Genomic DNA, 20,004 nt, shown 5'->3' with positions numbered 1-20,004 from the left:
GGCGGGCGCGGCGCCGTCCCTCCGGTTACTGGGAGGCGGCGCGGCGGGCGAAGAGGGCCCGGTCGTCGAGCTCTTCGGCCTCGTCGGCGAACTCCGGCGTGTCGAACACGTCGGCGGGGATGCCGCCCTCGGTGTAGCGCGGCTCGGCCTTGGCCTTGAGCGCGTACGTCGGCTTCGGCACCGGCACCGGGCTCCAGCTGCCGGGCGGCAGCTCCTGCGCGGCGTCGGTCGTCGCCGGAGCCCCGGCACCGGCATCGCTGCTCGCCCCCGCGCTCGCGTTGACGGCCGTGTCGGCGGTGACGGTCGACGACGCGACCGGCACGGCGCCCGTGGCGGCGGCCTGGACGTCGAAGACCCGGTCGCCGACCGGCGCCGCGTCGGAGGCGGCAGGCGCCGGGATGACGACGCGGTCGACACCGAGCGGCGCGCGCGTTCCGCGGGCCGGAGCGGTGGCGGCGGACGCCGTGGCGCCCGCGGTGGAGTGGATGACCTGGGTGTCGTCGGCGGTCAGCACCGGCTCGGGAGCGACGCGCGAGCGCGAGCCCCGGACGCGGCGGACCCGACGCGCGGCGGCCGCGCGGATGCGGTCGTGCTGGGCCTCGGTGCGCAGCCAGACGAGGACCGCGACGACCGTGAGCACCGCGAACGGCACGGAGATCCACATCAGGACACCGGTGACGGCCAGGCTGATCGACGCCGGGATCCAGAGCATGGCGGCGACGAGGACCACGGCACGAATACGCCTCTGCGCCATGGGGACCCGACGACCAGGACGCGGGGCCTGCTCACGCGAGACGTCGGGCCGCGCGTCGCGCTCGACCTCGTGCTCGACGTGGAACTCCTCCAGGCGCTCCTCGGAGCGGCGCGCCACGAGCGGCGACTGGCGGCGACCGGCGGGCACGGCCCGCTTGACGTCGACGGTGGGGCGTGCGGCGCGCGCCGGGGTGACCGAGTACGAGTGCGGACGCGGCGTGCGCGGCTCGGCGGTGGGCAGGACCGGACGCTTCTCGAGCACGCGCATGGCCTCGGAGAACCCGTCGACGGACCGGTTGGCGGCGGCGTCCTCGCGGCGGCGCATCCAGTGCTGCACGAGGTAGGCAGCCCAGATCGCCACGATGACGACGAAGATGAGGCTGCTGACTGGCACGGACCCCACGGTAGGGCGACCGCGCGCACACGCCCTGCACATTCGTGGCGTGTCGCGCAAGAGGCTGGTGTTACGCCTGTGACAAGCGGTCGAGCAGCGAGCCGCCCTCGACCTCCTCGCGGGTGACCGCGAAGGACCGGTGGTCGCGCCACCGGCCGTCGATGTGCAGGTACCGCGCTCGGACGCCCTCGTCGCGCAGCCCGAGCCGACGCACCACCCCGAGGGAGCGCTCGTTGTCGACGCGGATGTTGACCTCGACGCGGTGCAGGCCCGCCGGGCCGAGCGCGTGGTCGATGGCGAGGGCCAGCGCACGGGTCGCGATGCCCCGCCGCGTCACCCCGCGGGCCACCCAGTAGCCGGCGGCGCACGACTGCTGCGCCGCGCGGACGATCCCGAAGAGGTGGACCTGCCCGACGATGCGCCCCTCGACCTCGATGGCCCACGGCATCGCGCGGTCGGCCCGGGCCTCGGCGTCGAGCTCGCGGACGAAGTCGCGGAAGGTCACGGGGGCCCGCGCGTCGGCACCCGGCGGCAGGGTCGGCTCCCACGGCTTGACGTGGTCGGCGTTCTCGCGACGCACCCACTGCCACTCCCGCTCGTCGCCGGTGACGAGCGGGCGCAGCAGGACGGCCGGCTCGGTCGCCGCGTCGCGCAGCACGACCGGCCAGCGGGCCCGGCCGTCACGCGCCGGACGCCAGGGCATCCTCATCGCGGCCCTCGCTGCAGGTGCTGGGGAGCGGGGCGGTCAGTGGTCACTGCCGGGGATCTGGTCGAGCGCGTGGCCGAGGACCTGCTCGAGCACGTCGAGGGCGTCGACGACGCCCCCGCGCGAGCCCGGGAGGTTGGCCACGAAGGTGTGTCCGGCGACGCCGACGAGCCCGCGCGAGAGCATCGCCGTGGGCACCCCCTTGGCGACGCCCGCCGCCCGGATCGCCTCGGCGACGCCCGGCACGAGGCGGTCCAGCAGCGGGGCGGTCTGCTCGGGGGTGACGTCGGTGGGTGTCAGTCCGGTGCCGCCTGTGGTGAGGACGAGGTCGGGCTCGCTCGCGAGGACGTCGCGCAGCTCCCAGCCGAACTCGTCGCCGTCGGGCACGACGACGGGGTGGCCGACCTCGAAACCCCACGCGCGCAGCCGTTCGGCGATGACCGGACCCGACCGGTCGGGGTACACGCCCGCCGCCGCCCGCGTCGAGGCCGTCACCACGACCGCGCGACGGCCGCGGCCGATCGCCGACGCGTCACTCATGCCAGTCCCCCGACCGGCCGCCGGACTTGGCCGTGACGCGGACGTCGGTGATGCGGGCGTGCTTGTCGACAGCCTTGACCATGTCGATGAGGGCGAGGGCGGCGACGGCGACCGCCGTGAGCGCCTCCATCTCGATGCCGGTGCGGTCGGCGGTGCGCACCGTCGCGGTGACGTCGACGCCGTCGTCGGCGACGGTGAGGTCGACCGCGACGCCGTGCACCGCGATCGGGTGCGCGAGCGGGATGAGCTCGGGGGTGCGCTTGACCGCCTGGATGCCGGCGATGCGGGCCACGGCGAGCGCGTCGCCCTTGGGCACCACGCCCTCCCGGAGCGCGGAGACCGCTGCGGCAGAGAGCAGGACGCGCCCGGCGGCACTCGCCTCGCGCGCAGTGACGGCCTTGGCCGAGACGTCGACCATGTGGGCGCTGCCGTCGGCCCGTACGTGCGTCAGCCCACCGGGGGCGTCGGGGTTGCCGGACGCGTGGCGCACGCCCGGGGTGCCGGACGCGTGGGGCGCGTCGGAAGCGGCGGCCACCTCACTCCTCCCGGTCCAGCACGAGCACGTCGACGACCTCGCCGGCGACGAGCTCGGTGACGTCCTCGGGGACGATGAACAGGGCGTTGGCCCGGGAGAGGTCGGCGACGAAGTGGGAGCCCTGGCCGGCGACCGGCACCGCGACGAGCGTGCCCTCGGCCGACCGGGACACGACGGCGCGGCCGAACTGGCGCCGCCCCTCGAACGAGGTGACGCCCGAGATGAGCGTGGCCGGGCGCATCCGGCGCTTCTCCGGCGTCAGGCGCATGAGGCGTCGGAGCGCGGGTCGCACGAACACCTCGAACGAGACGAACGAGGAGACCGGGTTGCCGGGCAGCGTGAAGATCGGGACGCGTCGGCCGTCGGGGGCCTCGAGCATCCCGTAGCCCTGGGGCTTGCCGGGCTGCATCGCCACCTTGACGAACTCGACGCCGCGCGAGGCGAGCGCGCTCTTGACGACGTCGTAGGCGCCCATCGACACCCCGCCGCTCGTCACGACGATGTCGGCGTCCTTGACCGCGACGTTGAGCTGCTCGAGCAGCTCGTCCTCCGAGTCGCCCACGGCCTGGCGGATCTCTGCCGACGCCCCGGCGGACACCGCTGCGGCCCAGAGCATCGAGGAGTTGGAGTCGTGGATCTGTCCGGCTCCCAAGGGCCTTCCGGGCTCGACGAGCTCGGACCCGGTCGAGATGACGACGACGCGCGGCCGACGGTGCACCTCGACCTCGGCGTACCCGCACGCGGCGAGGAGGGCGATCGTGCGGGCCCCGACGACCTCACCGGCTGCGACGATGACCGCGCCGTTGCGCACGTCGTCACCGAGGGGCCGCACGAAGTTGCCGACCGGCACGACAGCGCGGCACTCGACCTCGCCGGACGCGGCGGCGTCGGTGTCCTCGACCTTGACGACCGCGTCGGCGCCCGCGGGCAGCGGGGCGCCGGTCATGATGCGCGCGGCCTCGCCCGGACCGACCTCGAAGTCCGGGTCGTCGCCGGCGGCCACCTCGCCGACGATCTGCAGCCGCACCGGGGCGGCGTCGGCCCCCTCGAGGGAGGCGGACTGCACGGCGTAGCCGTCCATCGAGGAGTTGTCGAAGGGCGGCAGGTCGACGCGGGCCCGGACGTCGCGGGCCACGACGAGCCCGAGCGACTCGGTGAGCGCCGTCGGCTCGGTCGGCATCGGTTCGAGCGTCGACAGGATGGCGCGCAGGTGCGCGTCGACCGACCTGACGTCGCCGGCGCGGCCCTCGTCCGTCTCCTGCGCGGCGACGGCGGGCTCGCCGAGCACGGCGTCGTCGAGGACGCGGCGATAGCCGTCGATGAGGACCTCGCCGACGCAGCGGACGTTGCGGCCGAAGACGGGGTCGCCGATGACGCGCAGGCTCGTGCACTCCTTCATCGACGGGACGCCGTACGGGAACCGCTTCTCGAAGCCGGGCACGAAGCGGTACGCGGAGTCGAGGTCGACGTACGGCTCGGGCCCCTCGGCGGTCTGCACGACGTGGTAGCCCTCGTCGAGGGCGAAGAAGTCGGAGCGGATGACGAGCAGGTCGTTGGTCGTCTTGACCGGCCGGAAGCGGGTGCGCGGCACGAGGATCGCCTCGCTTCCCTCGAACACCTCGATGGCCGTGCCCATCGCCGACTCCATCTGGATGACCTCGGGCGAGGTGGGGTCGGCGGGGTCGACGTTCTTGTGGTTGACGATGATCGGCAGGCCGAGCACGCCCTGGCGCGCGGTCATCCGCTCACGCAGCACCTCGAGGTCGATCCACACGTTGTTCGCGTTGAAGGTGCTGTGCCGACGGATGTCGCGGAAGTAGCGCTCCTCCCCCTCTGCGACCATCGCGGTGTCGCGCAGCACGATCCGCCCGTCGGACGTGCGGACCGCGAGGTGGCCGCCCTTGCGGTCGCTCTTGGTGCGCTTGCACACCTCGGCGACGTAGGGCAGCCCGCGGCCGACCATCCAGGCGGCGACGTCGGGGTCGCACGTGGCGCCCAGGTTGTCGGAGTTGGACAGGAAGGCGTAGCGGATGCCCTTGGCCAGCAGCGCGTCGAGGACGCCGGAGGTGACGAGCGAGACGTAGACGTCGCCGTGGCCGGGCGGGCACCACTCGAGCTCGGGGTCGTCGGGCCACTCGACCGGCGTGAGGTCGCCGGGGCGCAGCTTGGGCTCGGCGTTCTGGATGAAGTCGAGCGGCAGGCCCTCGACGGGCAGGGTGTCGTACTTCTCGAGGATGCGCAGCGACTCGTCGTGGGTGCGGAAGCTGTTCATGAGCACGAGGGGCAGCTCGACGTCCCACTGCTCGCGCAGCGCGAGGACCTGCTTGGCGATGATGTCGAGGAAGGTCAGGCCGTCCTTGACCTCGAGGGCCGACTTCGCGCCCGTCATGCCCATGCCGGTGCCGAGGCCGCCGTTGAGCTTGATGACGGCCGTCTGGGACAGCGCGTGGCGCGCCTCCTCGTCGGTGACCGAGACCTTGCGCAGCTCGGTGACGTCGCCGAGGGGCTCGATGGAGTCCTCCGGGATCGTGCCCTGGGCGCCGCCCTCGAGCTGCTCGTAGTAGTACTCGAAGACCTTGATGGCCTCGGGCCCGAGGCCTCGTCGCTCCATCAGCTCGACCGACGCGCGCAGCCCCTGGTCACTCATGGGCATCACCTTACGATGGGCCGCATGTGCGGATCCCGAGAGCAGGAGAAGTGCCCGCTGTGGGCCCGCACGTGAACGCGCCGGACAAGCGTGAGGTGCGTCACGCGGCCCGACGCCGGCGGCGCGACATCGTCGCCGCGCTCGACGCCGCGGCCCTGGAGGACGCCGGGTCGGTGCTCGCGCGGGCCGTCCTCCCGCTCGTGCCCGCAGGGGCGCGGGTCGCCGTGTACGAGTCGCTGCCGGACGAGCCGCCCACCGGGCCGCTCGTCGAGGGGTTGCTGGATGCCGGTCACGAGGTCCTCGTACCCGTGGTGCTGGGCGACTACGCGCTGCAGTGGCGTCATGCGGTCCGCGGAGCGCGGGCCGACGCGTCGGTCGTGCGCCGGCTGGGGCGCGAGCCCACCGACGCCGAGCGCGCGGCCTGGCTCGGCGAGAACGCCCTCGCCACGTGCGAGGTCGTCGTGACCCCGGGCCTGTCCGTCGACCCCCACGGCACCCGCCTCGGGCAGGGCGGCGGCTGCTACGACCGCGCTCTGCTCCACCGCGCACCGGGCGGCCTCGTCGTGACGCTGCTGCACGAGGGCGAGGCGAGCGCCACCGACCTGCCCCACGACGCGCACGACCAGCCGGTCGACGGCTGGGTGACGACGACCGGACGCGTCGTCCTGCTCCGCTGACCGACGCGTCCCGCGCGTCCGACGCGTCCGGTGACCGACGCGTCCGACGCGTCAGGGCTGGGGCGTGCCCGGCGGCACGAGCGTCAGCTCGTCGTCGGTCGCCTCGGAGACCGCGCCCTGGGAGAAGGGCCACGGGAAGGGCTCGTTCGCGGCCCACGCGTCGATCTGGTCGGAGTAGTGGTCCTGGTAGGCGTGCCCGGACTGGCCGGTCGAGTTGACCCACTTCGACGCGTCGAGGTTCGACAGGTCGACGACCATCCGCATCGAGGGCCCGGTCGTCACGTCGTAACCGGCCGCCGAGGCGTTCCAGGCGTTGGCGTTGACGATGGAGTTGCCGCCGCCGAGCTCGATGCCGCCGCGGTCGAAGAGCCCGCGGACCACCTCGGGCACCGACGGGTCGCCCATGACCGGGTGCTTGAGGTCGAGCTGGTGCAGCCGGCCCCAGCGCCACGTGGACGGCACCTTGCCGAGCTTGCGGGCGAGGTCGAGGCGCGCCTCGACGAGGGCCCGCTTGAGGATCTCGTCACGGCCCTCGGTGAGGCCCGGCGTCGTCTTGTCGTCCCACCAGTCGTTCTTCGGGTCCTTCATCAGCTGCTCGACGACGACCATCCAGCGGCTGCCACCGTCCGGCGCGATCTCCGGCGGCAGCTCGTCGAAGGTGTACTCGAGCAGGTGCTTCCACACCGCGTTGTAGTAGGCCGCCGCGGCCGAGTCGCGCGACTTGTCGCCCGGCTGGCTGCCGTCCCAGTCGCGCAGCAGGCGCTGGGCCTGGCCGGTGAAGTCGTCGACCTGCACGGCGAGCAGGCGCTCGACGAGCGAGGGCGCGTAGGTGTTGCGGACGTCGCCCTGCACCTGCGACATGAGCTCGGGCGAGACCTTCGTCGCCCCGCCGACCAGGGTGCGGATGCGCTGGGCCCGGAAGCCGTAGTCCCACTCGCTCGTGAGGAACGGCTCGGGGCTGGCGGTCACGGCCTGGTTGGCGGTGACGAGGAAGCCCTCCGGCGGGTCGAACGTGTGCGGGAGGTCCTCGAAGGGCACGTCTCCCTTCCAGTCCCACTGGCTGTCCCAGCCGGGCGCCGGCCAGTACCCGGGGGGCGAGCCCGGCGTGGCCGAGCGGCGGATCGGGATGCGGCCGGGCGACTGGTAGCCGATGTGGCCCTCGGTGTCGGCGTAGACGAGGTTCTGCGACGGCACGGTGAACAGGGCGGCGGCCTTGCGGAAGTCGGCCCAGCCCTGCGCCTTGTTGAGGGCGAAGATCGCGTCACCGGTCGTGCCCGGGGTGAGGGCGGTCCACGCGAGCGACACCGCGTAGTGGTTGGTCTGGGCGGCGCCGCGGACCGCGAGGCGGTCACCGGCGTCGTCGATCGAGGGCACGACGTCGCTCATGATCGGGCCGTGCACGGTGCCGCGCACCGTGATGGTGACGTCGGGCCCGCCGGCCACCTTGATGGTCTCGTCGCGGGTGCGCACCGGCTCACGCTTGCCGTCGCGCAGGTAGGTGTCGCCGGTCGTCTGCTCGAGGTAGAAGTCGGTGACGTCGGGGCCGAGGTTCGTCATGCCCCACGCGACCTTGTCGTTGTGGCCGATGACGACGCCGGGAACGCCCGAGAACGTGAAGCCCGACACGCGGAACGGGCACGCCTGCGACACGGTGCGGCACTGGAGGTTGACCTGGCTCCACACGCTCGGGATCGACAGGCCCAGGTGCGGGTCGTTGGCCAGCAGCGGCTTGCCGGTGGTCGTCCGCGAACCCGACACGACCCACGAGTTCGACCCGATGTCGGACCCGCGGCCGAGGCTCGCCGGCACGGCGTCGAGCGCGGCCAGAGCGGTGTCGACGGCGTGTCGCCCGTCGGTGCCGCGCAGCTGCTCGAGCGCGGGCGGGGCGATGCTCGCGGCCTGGTCGGCCGCGGCGGGCTGCCAGTCGTCGGCCGAGAGGATCGGCTGGTTGCGGTCGTACGGGTAGGGCGGGTAGAGCAGCTGGATCTGCTTGAGCGTGCGGTTGCGCGAGAGGCGTGCACGGGCCAGCTCGTCGTTGTAGTCGCCGCGCAGGTCCCAGGCCATCGCCTTGAGCCACGCGAGGGAGTCGACCGGCGTCCACGGCTCGACCCGGTAGCCGGGGTTGGTGCGCCGCAGGAAGGTGTACTCGAGCGACATCTTCTCCGGGGACTCCGCCTGCTTGATGTAGGCGTTGACACCGTCGGCGTAGGCCTGCAGGTACTGACGCGTCTCGGGCGCGAGCTTGGGCAGCTCGGCCTCGGCGACGCGTCGCCACCCCATGGTGCGGATGACCTTGTCGCTCTCGATGCCGCCGGAACCGACGAGCTCGGACAGGCGCCCGGCCGTCACGTGGCGGCGCAGGTCCATCTCGAAGAAGCGGTCCTGGGCGCTGACGAAGCCCTGCGCCCGGAAGAGGTCCTGGGCGCTGTCGGCGTAGATCGTCGGGACGCCGTGGTCGTCGCGCTTGACCGACACCGAGCTGGTCAGTCCCTCGATCTGCAGCGTCCCGGTGGTCTGCGGGAACGTCTGCCGCACCACTCCCACCGACAGCACGGCGGCGCCGACGAGCACGAAGACGACGAGTACAGCGACGAGCAGGAGGATCCGACGGGCGCGTTTCAACCGTGACACGCGACGAGCCTAGGCCACGGGGCACCCGCGGGTGACCCGGCGCGACCCGGCGTGGACCGGGCCACGCCCTGCGCAGGCCGGATGGTTGGATTGGCCCGAACCCGAGGAGCCGCCGTTGACCGGAGCGCCGTCCATCACGTCGTCGACCATGACACTCGACGACCTCACGGGCGTGCTCCTCATCGGTTCGGTCGTGCTTCTCGTGGCGGTCGCCGCGGTGCGCCTGTCGGTCCGCTCCGGCCTGCCCTCGCTGCTCATCTACCTCGGCATCGGCCTCGTGCTCGGCAACGCCGGCGCAGGCATCCAGTTCGACGACGCGTCGATCACCCGCGTGCTCGGCTACGCGGCCCTCGTGCTCATCCTCGCCGAGGGCGGGCTGACGACGTCCTGGGAGAACATCCGCGAGGCGGTAGCACCGGCATCGGTGCTCGCGACGCTCGGCGTCGTCGTGTCGGTGCTCGTCGTGGCCGTCGCGGCCCACACGCTCCTGCCCCTGTCGTGGACGATCTCGCTGCTCGTCGGCGCCATCGTCAGCTCGACCGACGCCGCCGCCGTGTTCGCGGTGCTGCGCAACGTGCCGCTGCCCAAACGGTTGTCCGGCATGCTCGAGGCCGAGTCCGGGTTCAACGACGCGCCGGTCGTCATCCTCGTCGTCGCCTTCGCCGCCCAGGGCGTGCCCGGCGGTCACGGCGAGCCGTGGTGGATGCTGCTGTTCCACGCCGGCGTCGAGCTCGCAGGCGGCGCGGCCGTCGGCATCGCGGTGGGCTGGCTGGGCGGGCAGCTGCTCCGACGCGTCGCGGGCGGCTCCTCGGCCCTGTTCTCAATCGGCGTCGTGGCCCTGACGGTGCTGGCCTACGCGGTGTCCGCCCAGATCCACGTCAGCGGCTTCCTCGCGACCTACCTGTCGGCGCTCGTGCTCGGCAACATGGGCCTGCCCAACCGCACCCCCGTCCAGAGCTTCGCCAACGCCCTCGGCTGGATCGCGCAGATCGGGCTCTTCGTGCTCCTCGGCCTGCTCGCCGACCCGACGCGCCTCGACGAGCAGCTCGTGCCGGCCGTCGTCATCGGGCTGGTGCTGCTGCTCGTGGCCCGGCCGCTGTCGGTGGTCCTGTCGACCGTGTGGTTCCGCATACCGTGGCGCGAACAGGCGTTCCTGTCGTGGGCCGGCCTGCGGGGGGCGGTCCCGGTCGTCCTCGCCACCGTGCCGCTCACCGCCGGCACCCCCGACACCGAGTGGATCTTCGACCTCGTGTTCATGCTCGTCGTCATCTTCACCGTCGTCCAGGGGCCGACGCTGCCGTGGATCGCCCGCCGCCTCGGGCTCACCGAGGGCGTGCACTCCGTCGACGTCGACCTCGAGTCCACCTCGCTCATCGAGATCGGCGCCGACGTCGTTCAGGTCTCGGTGGGCAGCGAGTCGCGGCTGCACGGCGTCGCCGTCTTCGAGCTGCGCCTGCCCAAGGGGGCCAACGTCACCCTCGTCGTGCGCGGCGGCGAGGGGTTCGTGCCCGAGCCGCACACGACGCTGCGCCACGGCGACCAGTTCCTCGTCGTGGCCACCTCGAGGGTGCGGCGCCGCACCGTCGACCGCATCCGCGCCGTCAGCCGCGACGGACGCCTCGCGGGCTGGACGTAGACTGGACGACGGTCTCCCGCTCCTCTCCCGATCACCGAGGTCTCCATGCCCACCTACTCCTACGCGTGCACCGAGTGCGGTCACGCCTTCGACATCCGCCAGTCGTTCACCGACGACGCCCTGACGGTGTGCCCGGAGTGCGGTGAGCCGCGGCTGCGCAAGGTGATCCACCCGGTGGGCATCGCGTTCAAGGGCTCAGGCTTCTACAAGACGGACTCGCGCGCGTCGGGGTCGGCCGGCAACGGCTCGAAGGCCTCGGGCTCGTCGTCGAAGGACTCCTCGTCCACCTCGACCGGCGGCTCGACGGAGTCCTCGGGGTCCTCTTCCTCCTCCTCTTCCTCCTCGTCCTCCTCGTCCTCGTCCTCGTCCTCGTCCTCGTCGTCGGGTTCGTCGACCGCGGCCGCGAGCTCGTCGTCCACAGCCTCCTGACGCGAAGGGCCGTCGTCCCCAGCCCCGGCTGACCCCTGCGCCGGGCACCGACCCGCGCCCTAGGCTCGGGCCATGACGACTGACTCGACCTCCGACTCGACGACGGGCTCGACGGCCGGCACGCCCGGCGGCCACCCCGACGCCGAGCCCACCGCCCTGCTCGCACCGTCCGCCGACGCGTCAGCGTCCTTGGTGTCCTCGGTGTCCTCGGGGTCCTCGGGCGGACCGCGCGCCGAGATCGGCGTCATCGGCGGGTCCGGTCTCTACGACTTCCTCGACGACTTCGACACCGTCGAGGTCGACACCCCGTTCGGACGCCCGAGCGACCCCCTCGTCATCGGCGAGGTCGAGGGCCGGCCGGTCGCCTTCGTGGCCCGGCACGGCAAGGGCCACCGGTTCCCGCCGCACCGGGTCAACTACCGCGCCAACCTCTGGGCGCTGCGGGCGGTCGGCGTCCGCCAGGTCCTCGCCCCGTGCGCGGTGGGGTCGCTGCGTCCGGACCAGGGGCCGGGCACCGTCGTCGTGCCCGACCAGGTCGTCGACCGCACGTGGGGTCGCGAGCACACGGTGTACGACGTCGAGGGCCCGGTCGTGCACGTCGGCTTCGCCGACCCGTACTGCCCCAACGGCCGGCAGGTGGCCGTCGACGCGTCGCGCCTCGCCGGGTTCGAGGTCGAGCCCGAGGGCACCCTCGTCGTCGTCAACGGGCCCCGGTTCTCCTCGCGCGCCGAGTCGGTGTGGCACCAGCAGGCCGGCTGGTCGATCGTCGGCATGACGGCCATGCCCGAGGCCGCGCTTGCCCGCGAGCTGGCCATGTGCTTCACGAACATCGCCCTCGTCACCGACGCCGATGCCGGCGTCGAGGGCGGCGACGCCGTCACGCACGAGGAGGTGCTGCGCGTCTTCGGCACCAACGTCGAGCGGCTCAAGTCGGTCCTGCGCGACGCCATCGGCCAGCTGCCCGCCCACGAGGCCGACGACGTCGCGACGTGCGCGTGCCGCAGGGCCCTCGACGGGCTCGAGCTGCCGTTCCCGCTCCCCTGATGTCCGGCTCGAGGGCACCTCGGCTGCCCGGCCCGGGACTCGCTCCCCCCGGGCGCCGACGGGCCGGCGGCGCCGTGCTCGGCAGGGTCTTCGGCACGGCGGGGGCCGGCGTCGACCGAGCAGCGCGACCCGGCCGCCCCGCGCGGGGTGGCCTGCGGCGTCGGGCGGCTCGCCGGCTTCGGTGGCGCCGCGGGGTCGCGGCGCTGCTGGCCGGGGTCGCGGTGTGGGTCGTCGTCGGCGCCGTGTCGCCGCGCGCATCGGGCACCACGGGCCTTCCTACCGTCGTCGCCGCCCGCGACGTCCCGGCGGGTGCGGTGCTCGGCGCCGACGACCTCGCCGTCGTGCCGCGTCGGCCCGACGACCGCCCGGACGGCGCTGCGACCGACCCGGCCGCCGTCGTGGGCTCCACCGCCGCCGGTCCCCTGCTCGCGCGCGAGGTCGTCACGCCGAGCCGGCTGCTGGGCGGCTCGGTCCTGGCCGGGCAGCCCGCCGACCACGTGGCCCTCACCGTGCCGGTCGTCGACGCCACTGGCGCCGGTGCGCGCCCGGGAGCGCGGGTCGACCTCTACGCCACGGGTACCGGCGAGCGCGCCGCGTCGGACGTCGTCGTGCTAGCCGTCCGAGACGCGAGCGAGTCTGGCGCACTGGGCAGCTCGCGCCCGCCGCAGGTCACCCTGTCGCTCGGCCCGGACGACGCCGCCCGGGTCGCCCGCGGTCTGAGCGCCCTCGAGGCCGGCCAGAGCTTCGTCGTCGCCATCAGGCAGCCGGACACCTTGCAGCAGTAGGCTCGTCGCGACGCCCGATCCCGGTTCGGGGGCAGACATGAAGGAGACCTTCAGTGCTCAAGGGATTCAAAGACTTCATCATGCGAGGCAACGTCGTCGACCTCGCCGTCGCGGTCGTCATCGGCACGGCGTTCGCCAAGGTCGTCGACGCCTTCGTCGTCGTGATCATGGACCTCATCGGCAAGATCGGCGGCAAGCCCGACTTCTCGGCCTACAAGCCGGGCGGCGTGGCCATCGGCGCGTTCCTGACGGCTCTCGTCGGCTTCGTCATCGTCGCGGCCGCCGTGTACTTCATCGTCGTCGCCCCGCTGAACAAGCTCGCCGAGCGGCGCAAGCAGGGCATCGAGCCCGAGCCCGAGGCCCCCTCCGAGGAGATCATCCTCCTCACCGAGATCCGCGACTCGCTGCGCGCCCGCTGAGCCGCTCGGTCCGCGCGTCTCGGACCAGCAGGCCACACCCCAAGACACCGCGACGGGGCGGGAGCTCGATGCTCCCGCCCCGTCCGCGTTCCATCCGGGTGCTCGACTCCCGCGGTCTCAGGCCTCGTCGTCGGCGTGCCCAAGGACGGGCCCGCCGTAGGTCTGCGGCCGCTCGTAGCCGCCGTAGATCTCCGCGAGGGTGAGCGGCCGCGCGGCCTCCGCGTGCCGGCCGGCCCGCTGGAGGGTGCGCCCGAGCAGCAGGTGCGCGTACGCGTCGGTCGGGCACTCCTCGATGATCCGCTGGAGCGTCTCCTCGGCATGCCGGAACTGCGCCGAGTGGAAGTAGGCGCGGGCGAGCAGCAGACGCAGGTCGGTCGTCGAGTGCGGTGCCCAGTCGGCCTCGGTGGCCGCGGTCGGCTCGGCCACCTGCGCGTCGGCCTCGTCGACGAGGTTGGCGAGCGCAGTGGCGGCGGCGAGGTGGTCACCCCGCTCGAAGAGCCCTTGCGCGAACGACAGGCGCAGCTGGAAAGGGGTGGTGTTCATGCGCTCACCAACGCCGGTGACGCACCGGGCATTCCCGTGCCATCCCTGCCCGAGCCTCGCCGCGGAGGCCCTCCGTCGCTGCCTGTTGATCACTCGTAGTGCGGCGGGCGCTGGTCCTGGAGCCACTGGTCCCGGCTGTCGGAGTCCTCACCACGCGCGCCACCCCACCCGAGGTCGGTGTCGTCGCTGCTGCGTGCTCCCGCGGGTGCGGGCGCGAGGTCGTCCACGGGATCGTCGGCCGCGGTGTCCGCAGTCCCACGACGGAACACCCGCCGCCGCTTGCGCCGGCGCGGCTCCCCGTTCGCCGTGGCGTCGGCGCCGGTACCGGCTGGGGTCATGTCGTCGGCGGTATCGCCCCCGGCATCATTTCCCTGCCCGGCGGCCGTAGGACCATCGGCAGCGGGACCGTTGCCGGACGTCCCGGCGGGAGTCGGGGTCGGGGCCATCGGAGCGTCCTGCGACAGGGCCGTCGGGCCCGGGTCGGGCTCGGGCACCCGGGTCTCACGCGCGATCGTGACGATGCGCGAGATCTCGCGCGCGGGGTCGCGGAACACGTCGGTGCTCCAGACCCGCTCGTGGATCCAGCCGAGGCGGGCCAGCTGCTCGGGGCGCAGCCGGTCCCGGTCGCGCGTGCTGCGCAGGGCCGCGTACCGGTCGCCGTCGGTCTCGACGGCGATGAGGCCGCGGCCGCGGTGGTACGGGTCCTCGACGGCGAGGTCGATGCGCTGGCTCGCCGAGCCGTAGTCCTCGTGGACGGTGAGGCCCTCCCGGCGCAGCCGCTCGGCGAGGTCCCGGCGCAGGGGGTCGCCGGTGGGCGGGCTGGCCGCGAAGAGCGTGCCGTCGTCGCCGCGCCGGCCGCCGGTCTCGGCGTAGGCGAGGAAGTCGCGCAGCATGACCGCGCCGCGGGCCTTGAGCCGCTCGGGGTCGAGGTCGGAGGCCCGCAGCGCCGACACGACGGTCATCCGCTGCCGGGCCCGGGTGACCGCGACGTTGAGCCGCCGCTCCCCACCCTCGATGTTGAGCGGGCCGAAGCGGTGCAGCACCCGGCCGTGCGGGGTCTTGCCGTAGCCGATCGACAGGATGACCGCGTCTCGCTCGTCACCCTGGACGCGCTCGAGGTTCTTGACGAAGAACCGCTCGGGGCGGTCGGCGTCGAAGAAGTCGGCGACGTCGGGCGCGCGGCGCAGGGCGTCGGTGACGGCGTCGTCGAGCCGGTCGGCGTGCTTGATGCCGAGGGCGATGACCCCGAGCGACTCGGACGGACGCGTGCGGGCGTGCTCGAGGACGAGCTCGACGACGCGCACGACCTCGGCGTCGGTCGTCTCGATCGTGTCGACGCCGGGCTGGAGCGTGGCCTGCCCGTCGACCGGCTCGAAGGTGACCGCCGACTCGATCGAGGTGCCGGGGAAGGTCGTCAGCCCACCGTCGTACACGGCGTCGTTGGCGAAGGCGATGAGCCGCTCGTCGCGGCTGCGGTAGTGCCACGTGAGGCTGCGCGTCGGCAGCGTCGCGGCGAGCACGTCGAGGACCGACTCGAAGCCCTCGGTCAGCGTGTCGTCGGCCTCGGTCGGGCCGGTTTCGTCGTCGGACACGACCGTGAAGAAGTTCGTCGGCGGCAGCTGGCGCTCGTCACCGGCCACGACGACCTGCCGCGCACGGCTGATCGCCGAGATCGCCTGCGCCGGCTGGACCTGCGAGGCCTCGTCGAAGACGACGACGTCGAACCACTTGCCCGGCGGCAGGGTCGAGGCGACGACGAGCGGGCTCATCGCCCAGCACGGCTTGATCGCCGTCAGAGCGGCAGACGCCTGCGGCACGAGATCGCGAAGAGGCTTGTGCCGTCGCGCCTTTCCGGCCTCGGCGCGCACCAGCGCCTCCTGGGCCGGGTGGTCGTCGAGCACCTCGCGGACGTTGCGAGCGACGGCGTCACGCACGCGGGCGACGGTGGCGTCCTGGTGGGCGCGGTCCGCCTCGACGTACTCGGCGACGTCGCGACGCAGCCCCGCGCCGTCGTGCGCGCCGTAGGCCGGGTCGCGGACCGTGACCTCCTGGGCCAGCGAGGCCCACCACACGTGGTCGACCTCGGCGGTGACCTGCTCGGTGCCGACGCCGCGGCGGGCGAGGTCGTCGACGAGCGGGCCGAGGCCGGCCGCGCGCATCTCGTCGAGGATGCTCGTCACCTGCGGCAGGACGCCGACGCGGTCGGGGCGGGCCGCGAGGGCGGCGAGCCGCTCGCGCAGGTCGTCCAGCGGCAGGTCGGTGAGGGGCGGCTGAGCCTCGCGCTGCGGCAGCCGGCCGTCGAGCCAGTCGAGGTCGTCCTTGACCGAGGCCAGCAGCGCCAGGCCCTCGTCGAGCCGCGGCGAGATCTCGGGTCGGCCACCGCCGCCGACGAGGGCGTACCAGTGCTCACGCTGCTCCGAGGCGGCCACGAGCCGGTCGTGCAGGTCGGCCGGCGGGCGGCCCGGGCGCAGCAGCCGTTTGGTCTGCCGGCGGATCCGCCACCGGTCCATCCAGCCCATCTCGACGCCCCGGGCCTCGCGCCAGTCGCGGGTGGCCGTGGCCGAGATGTGCTCGCGCAGCGGGGTGTCGAAGACCTCGGGCCGGAAGACCTCGAGCGTCTCGCGGACCCTCGACATCGTCTCGAACGCCGAGGCCCACACGTTGATCGACTCGGCGGCCGGCACCTGCGACTCGTCGAGGATGCCGTTGAGGCGACTGCCGGTGTCGTCGAGGCCGGTGGTGCTGTAGCGCGTCGTGATCTCCAGGGCGCGCGAGGCGTCGTCGCCGCTGAGGATGCGCGCCCCGAACCACGGGTCGCCACCCTCGCGGACCCAGGCGCCGAGTCCGGCGGCGTCGCGCAGCCGTCGACCCAGCTCGACCGAGCGGGTGCGGCTGATCGCGGACAGCTCACGTCCGACGACCCGCACGCGGGAGGTCGGCGGGGGCTTGCGCATGCCGAGCTCGACGAGCGCCTCCTCGGCGTCGTGTGCGCTGACACCCCACGGCTCGCGCACCTCGTGCAGCGCGCGGAGGTGGCGCTGCAGACGGGCGCGCCGGTCGCGAAGCTCCGCACCGGTGCCGTCGGTCGGGGCGTCGGTGTGCTGGAGCGCGGCGTCGAGGCTACGGCCGAACTGCAGGGCCGTCGCGCGCTTGTTCGTCGTGCCGTCGTAGGCGTCGAGGACGAGGTCGCCGAGGCCGAGGCGGTCCAGGCGCGTCAGGACGGCGTCGATGGCGGCGCGCTTCTCGGCGACGAAGAGCGTCGATTTGCCCTCGGCGGCGAGCGCCGCGATGAGGTTGGCGATGGTCTGCGACTTGCCGGTGCCGGGCGGCCCCTTGACGACGAGGTGGGCCCCGGCCCGGACTGCGTCGATGGCCGCGTGCTGGGAGGAGTCGGCGTCGAGGACGAGGTACTCGTGCTCGGGGTCGGGGTCCGGCTCGCTGTCGGGCACCCGCAGGCGCACCGCGGCGAGCGCCGACTCGTCTCCCGCCAGCGCCGCGACGACGTCGTGGTCGGCGAGCGAGCCGCCCTGCAGGGCGAGGTCGGCCACCATCGGCAGCTTCGCGTAGGAGAAGGTGCCGAGGACGATGCGGTCGGCGACGTCGAGGCCGGGCACGTGGGCGCACTGCCGGCCGAGCGCCTCGTACACCGGGCGGGCGTCGAAACCCGCCGGCCCGGTGGCGAGGTCGGCCAGGGCGTCGCCGTCGACCTCGATGCCCTGCTCCGAGCGCAGGTACTCGCGCAGCACGGGGTTGAACTCCACCTCGGGCCCGAGGTCGATCTCGAAGTCGTCCTGTGCGGCGCCGGTGGGACGCAGCACGCAGGCGCGCAGCAGCACCGGCGCGGCCGGTGGGCGGGCTGCCCGTGGCACCGACCACGTGGCCATGCCGATGGCGACGAACCCGGCCGCGATGCCGCGCTCCTCGCGCAGCTCGAGGGCCTTGGACCGGATGGCGCGGGCGCGGCGGCGGGCCTCGTCGAGCGCCGCAGGCTCGCGGAAGAGGTCGGACAGCCGGGTGCGGCGCCCGGCGAGCAGCATCGAGACGCCGCCGGGGTGGGCTGTCGTGAGATCCAGCGTGCCGGACGGCAGGTCGCGGTACCAGAGCAGGGTGTTGCGGCCACCGAGGTCGACGAGGGAGCGCTGCCACGTGCGCACCGCCGCGGCGACGCGGTCGGCACGGGGGTCGCCCGAGGTGGACTCGGCCGTGAGGGCAGGGTCGCGCCTGGGGGCTTCGGTCATTCCTGCAGGCTAACCAATGAGGCACCCCCGGCCCGGGACCGACGCCTGTGCGTCGGCTGGGCGCGTGGTGACGACGGGGCCGGGCCGCCCCCGGGCGGCCCGTCCCCGCCGAGATCGCGGGTCAGCCCTGCGGCACGACCACGGTGAAGCTGCCGTTCGCGCGCTGCGCCCACGCCGTCGTGTACGCCGCGAGGTAGCTGTCGAGGTACGGCGAGCGGTCGCCCTGCGTGGGCACGTCGGTGCGCGGGCTCTGCAGGTCGAGGCCGAGCGATGCCGAGGACACGCGGATCGTCTGGTTGGACGCCGTGTCGGACCACGAGCGCGTCGTGTTGGTGCCGATGCCGACGACGAGCTGGTGGCCGCGCTTCAGCGTCCAGTCGGTCGACTTGAGGTCGAAGGCGACCCGGCTGCCGCGCACGAGCGACATCTGCTCGTCGAACATCACCGCGGTGCCGTCAGGTGCGACGTCCCAGAGGCGGACGAGCACGTTGCCCGTGCCGCTCGTCGCGAGCGAGACCCGCGGCGTCCCGGTGACGCGGACGTCGGACACGAGCGGACGCGACCACGTGTAGTAGGCGTTGCCGTCGTCGGTCGTGCGGGGCTTCGGGCCCTGTGCGCGCTCGCTCGCCTGCGGCGGCAGGACGGGCGCGTGCTCCATGTCGTAGGACCCGGCGTCCGGCGAGGGGCCGGCGGGCGCCGCGGTCGGCGTCCGGCCCTTGTCGTCGACGTAGCTGCCGGTTTGGAGGCGCACCTCGGTGGACCGGCGCACGACCGGCCACGTCGGCTGGGCGCGCCAGGCCCCGGTGCTGTCCTCGACGGCGAAGTCGGGGTCGGTCGTCGTCGGCGTGACGCCCTTGAGGTGCTCGTCGTAGAACCGCATGACCTCGTCGAACCAGCCCTGCCGGCCCATCCTCAGGACGCCGTCAGAGCCGGTCTCGTTGCCGCGCACGTGCTCCCACTGCCCGAGCCAGCCGCGCTCGGGGCCGGTGTGGTTGGCCAGGTACTGCTCGACGTCCTCGGGCTTGGTGTTCGGCTCGACGAAGCCCTGAGTGACGAAGAGGGGGACGCGCGAGCCCTTGGCCTGCTCCGCGAGGTTGCGTGCCTTCCAGTACGCGGAGTCCGGGTTCGGGTCCTGGGTGTCGGTGAGGTTGTTCGCGAGGCAATCGGGGTGGGCGACCTCGTAGGCGGCGTTCTGCTTGTACCTCGACGAGTCGTCGGGCATGCCCTGGATGCTCGCGATGCCGTTGTAGGCACGCGGCGTGCCGAGGTAGTTGGGGCGGCGGACGCCGTTGCTGAAGAGGTAGTTGTACATGTCCCACACCGGCTCCTGGGCGACGACCGCCGACAGGCCCTGCGGCGCGAGGTTGGCGCCGACGAGCCCGGTGGACGCGTCGTAGGACTTGCCGTAGAGGCCGACCTTGCCGGTCGACCACGCCTGCCGCGACGACCACTCGACGGCGGCCCTGACGTCGGCCTGCTCCCCCGGCCCGACCCAGTCGAGGCACCCGGTGGAGCCGCCGAACCCGCGCAGGTCGACCATGACGACGGTGTAGCCGCGGTCCATGAGGTCGGCGCCCTCGATGAGGTCGTCGAAGCGCTCGGACGGGCCGGTACCGCTGAAGCCGTCGTCGCCGGTCTGACCGCGGTGGGCGAAGTACGGGCCGACCGACAGGATGACCGGGGTGCGGGCGCCGGCGGGCAGGTGCGCGGGGCGCAGCACGTCGGCGTGCAGCTCGACGTCGCTGCCGTCGGAGGAGGGGAAGTACTCCTCGGACCACAGGGCCCCCTCGGGCACGCGCGGGTTCTCCTCGTGGGAGACCGGGTAGCCGGGCGTCGGGATCGGGTCGGCCTCCGCGGCGAGCGGCGCGGAGACGGCGGCGGTGCAGGTGAGCGCGGCCGCGGCGAGCAGGCTGATCGATCTGGACCGAGACATGGCGTCCCTCTCAGTTCGGCGTCGCTGGTCCTCTGGACGCTAGATCCGGACAAATCGGACGGCAACCTGAGAGGGTGGTCTGTCCGACCGGACC

The 20,004-nt window shown here is 73.5% G+C and carries 15 protein-coding genes and 1 pseudogene; 6 read left to right on the top strand and 10 right to left on the bottom strand.

The genetic code is table 11. The features are described 5' to 3' along the window. Positions 1–25: 25 nt before the first annotated feature. From RY076_RS12180 to RY076_RS12160, 5 genes are all read right to left on the bottom strand, one after another. The gene (locus tag RY076_RS12180; protein ID WP_323098205.1) at positions 26–1,147 is read right to left on the bottom strand and encodes a hypothetical protein; all 1,122 of its coding nucleotides are present in this window, start codon (positions 1,145–1,147) and stop codon (positions 26–28) included. A gap of 70 nt (positions 1,148–1,217) precedes the next feature. Then, positions 1,218–1,856, bottom strand: a complete 639-nt coding sequence (locus RY076_RS12175) for a GNAT family N-acetyltransferase (protein ID WP_323098203.1) — start codon at positions 1,854–1,856, stop codon at positions 1,218–1,220. A 36-nt stretch (positions 1,857–1,892) separates the two neighbouring features. Beyond that, positions 1,893–2,393 carry a MogA/MoaB family molybdenum cofactor biosynthesis protein gene (locus RY076_RS12170; RefSeq protein WP_323098202.1) on the bottom strand — a complete coding sequence of 167 codons (501 nt, stop codon included), beginning with the start codon at positions 2,391–2,393 and terminating at the stop codon, positions 1,893–1,895. Then, a complete protein-coding gene (moaC, locus tag RY076_RS12165; RefSeq protein WP_323098306.1) occupies positions 2,386–2,811 on the bottom strand; it encodes a cyclic pyranopterin monophosphate synthase MoaC in 426 nt (141 codons plus the stop codon). Before moaC ends, RY076_RS12170 begins: the two co-directional genes overlap by 8 nt. A gap of 118 nt (positions 2,812–2,929) precedes the next feature. Next, positions 2,930–5,575 carry a UTP--glucose-1-phosphate uridylyltransferase gene (locus RY076_RS12160; protein WP_323098199.1) on the bottom strand — a complete coding sequence of 882 codons (2,646 nt, stop codon included), beginning with the start codon at positions 5,573–5,575 and terminating at the stop codon, positions 2,930–2,932. 59 nt (positions 5,576–5,634) lie between these two features. Between RY076_RS12160 and RY076_RS12155 the strand changes: the two genes are divergently transcribed. Further along, the gene (locus RY076_RS12155) at positions 5,635–6,252 is read left to right on the top strand and encodes a 5-formyltetrahydrofolate cyclo-ligase (RefSeq protein ID WP_323098196.1); all 618 of its coding nucleotides are present in this window, start codon (positions 5,635–5,637) and stop codon (positions 6,250–6,252) included. A 51-nt stretch (positions 6,253–6,303) separates the two neighbouring features. On the opposite strand, the gene RY076_RS12150 is transcribed toward RY076_RS12155, so the two are convergent. Next, on the bottom strand, positions 6,304–8,883 hold the full coding sequence (locus RY076_RS12150; protein WP_323098188.1) for a penicillin acylase family protein: 2,580 nt from the start codon (positions 8,881–8,883) through the stop codon (positions 6,304–6,306). A 148-nt stretch (positions 8,884–9,031) separates the two neighbouring features. Here RY076_RS12150 and RY076_RS12145 point away from each other — a divergent pair, with 148 nt between their 5' ends. Both RY076_RS12145 and RY076_RS12140 read left to right on the top strand, forming a co-directional pair. Continuing rightward, positions 9,032–10,519, top strand: coding sequence for a potassium/proton antiporter (locus tag RY076_RS12145; RefSeq protein ID WP_323098185.1), 1,488 nt, complete (start codon positions 9,032–9,034; stop codon positions 10,517–10,519). Positions 10,520–10,564: 45 nt separating this feature from the next. Beyond that, a pseudogene (locus RY076_RS12140) lies at positions 10,565–10,708 on the top strand (FmdB family zinc ribbon protein); the annotation flags it as partial. A gap of 14 nt (positions 10,709–10,722) precedes the next feature. On the opposite strand, the gene RY076_RS12135 reads toward RY076_RS12140, so the two are convergent. Further along, positions 10,723–10,938, bottom strand: a complete 216-nt coding sequence (locus RY076_RS12135) for a hypothetical protein (protein ID WP_323098308.1) — start codon at positions 10,936–10,938, stop codon at positions 10,723–10,725. An 82-nt stretch (positions 10,939–11,020) separates the two neighbouring features. Here RY076_RS12135 and RY076_RS12130 point away from each other — a divergent pair, with 82 nt between their 5' ends. Genes RY076_RS12130 through mscL form a run of 3 tightly spaced genes read left to right on the top strand, consistent with a single transcriptional unit; the run spans position 11,021 to position 13,196 of the window. Then, positions 11,021–11,992 carry an S-methyl-5'-thioadenosine phosphorylase gene (locus RY076_RS12130; RefSeq protein ID WP_323098182.1) on the top strand — a complete coding sequence of 324 codons (972 nt, stop codon included), beginning with the start codon at positions 11,021–11,023 and terminating at the stop codon, positions 11,990–11,992. Then, positions 11,992–12,777 (top strand): SAF domain-containing protein, encoded by a 786-nt coding sequence (locus tag RY076_RS12125; protein WP_323098180.1) that lies wholly within the window; start codon positions 11,992–11,994, stop codon positions 12,775–12,777. The genes RY076_RS12130 and RY076_RS12125 overlap by 1 nt, the downstream gene beginning before the upstream one ends. A 53-nt stretch (positions 12,778–12,830) precedes the next feature. Next, the gene (gene mscL, locus RY076_RS12120) at positions 12,831–13,196 is read left to right on the top strand and encodes a large conductance mechanosensitive channel protein MscL (RefSeq protein WP_323098178.1); all 366 of its coding nucleotides are present in this window, start codon (positions 12,831–12,833) and stop codon (positions 13,194–13,196) included. 117 nt (positions 13,197–13,313) lie between these two features. Here the strand turns inward: mscL and RY076_RS12115 are convergent, their stop codons facing one another. The 3 genes from RY076_RS12115 to RY076_RS12105 all read right to left on the bottom strand — a co-directional run bounded on the left by RY076_RS12115 (position 13,314) and on the right by RY076_RS12105 (position 19,910). After that, positions 13,314–13,739 (bottom strand): tetratricopeptide repeat protein, encoded by a 426-nt coding sequence (locus tag RY076_RS12115; protein ID WP_323098176.1) that lies wholly within the window; start codon positions 13,737–13,739, stop codon positions 13,314–13,316. A gap of 89 nt (positions 13,740–13,828) precedes the next feature. After that, complete coding sequence (locus RY076_RS12110; protein WP_323098173.1) at positions 13,829–17,977, bottom strand: AAA domain-containing protein; 4,149 nt, start codon at positions 17,975–17,977, stop codon at positions 13,829–13,831. Positions 17,978–18,098: 121 nt separating this feature from the next. Next, on the bottom strand, positions 18,099–19,910 hold the full coding sequence (locus RY076_RS12105; protein WP_323098171.1) for a CocE/NonD family hydrolase: 1,812 nt from the start codon (positions 19,908–19,910) through the stop codon (positions 18,099–18,101). Between the last annotated feature and the right edge of the window lie 94 nt (positions 19,911–20,004).

Source organism: Intrasporangium zincisolvens (genome assembly GCF_034724055.1).
Classification (GTDB): Bacteria; Actinomycetota; Actinomycetes; order Actinomycetales; family Dermatophilaceae; genus Monashia; species Monashia zincisolvens.
Note: the sequence above shows the minus strand (reverse complement) of the source record. Positions and strands in the feature narration are given on the sequence as shown.

What these genes read in the sequence shown, in the direction of transcription:
- RY076_RS12175 (WP_323098203.1), bottom strand. Translation starts at nt 1,856, where the DNA reads ATGAGGATGCCCTGGCGTCCGGCGCGTGACGGCCGGGCCCGCTGGCCG.
- RY076_RS12170 (WP_323098202.1), bottom strand. Translation starts at nt 2,393, where the DNA reads ATGAGTGACGCGTCGGCGATCGGCCGCGGCCGTCGCGCGGTCGTGGTG.
- moaC (WP_323098306.1), bottom strand. Translation starts at nt 2,811, where the DNA reads ATGGTCGACGTCTCGGCCAAGGCCGTCACTGCGCGCGAGGCGAGTGCC.
- RY076_RS12160 (WP_323098199.1), bottom strand. Translation starts at nt 5,575, where the DNA reads ATGAGTGACCAGGGGCTGCGCGCGTCGGTCGAGCTGATGGAGCGACGA.
- RY076_RS12145 (WP_323098185.1), top strand. Translation starts at nt 9,032, where the DNA reads ATGACACTCGACGACCTCACGGGCGTGCTCCTCATCGGTTCGGTCGTG.
- RY076_RS12130 (WP_323098182.1), top strand. Translation starts at nt 11,021, where the DNA reads ATGACGACTGACTCGACCTCCGACTCGACGACGGGCTCGACGGCCGGC.
- RY076_RS12125 (WP_323098180.1), top strand. Translation starts at nt 11,992, where the DNA reads ATGTCCGGCTCGAGGGCACCTCGGCTGCCCGGCCCGGGACTCGCTCCC.
- RY076_RS12115 (WP_323098176.1), bottom strand. Translation starts at nt 13,739, where the DNA reads ATGAACACCACCCCTTTCCAGCTGCGCCTGTCGTTCGCGCAAGGGCTC.
- RY076_RS12110 (WP_323098173.1), bottom strand. Translation starts at nt 17,977, where the DNA reads ATGACCGAAGCCCCCAGGCGCGACCCTGCCCTCACGGCCGAGTCCACC.
- RY076_RS12105 (WP_323098171.1), bottom strand. Translation starts at nt 19,910, where the DNA reads ATGTCTCGGTCCAGATCGATCAGCCTGCTCGCCGCGGCCGCGCTCACC.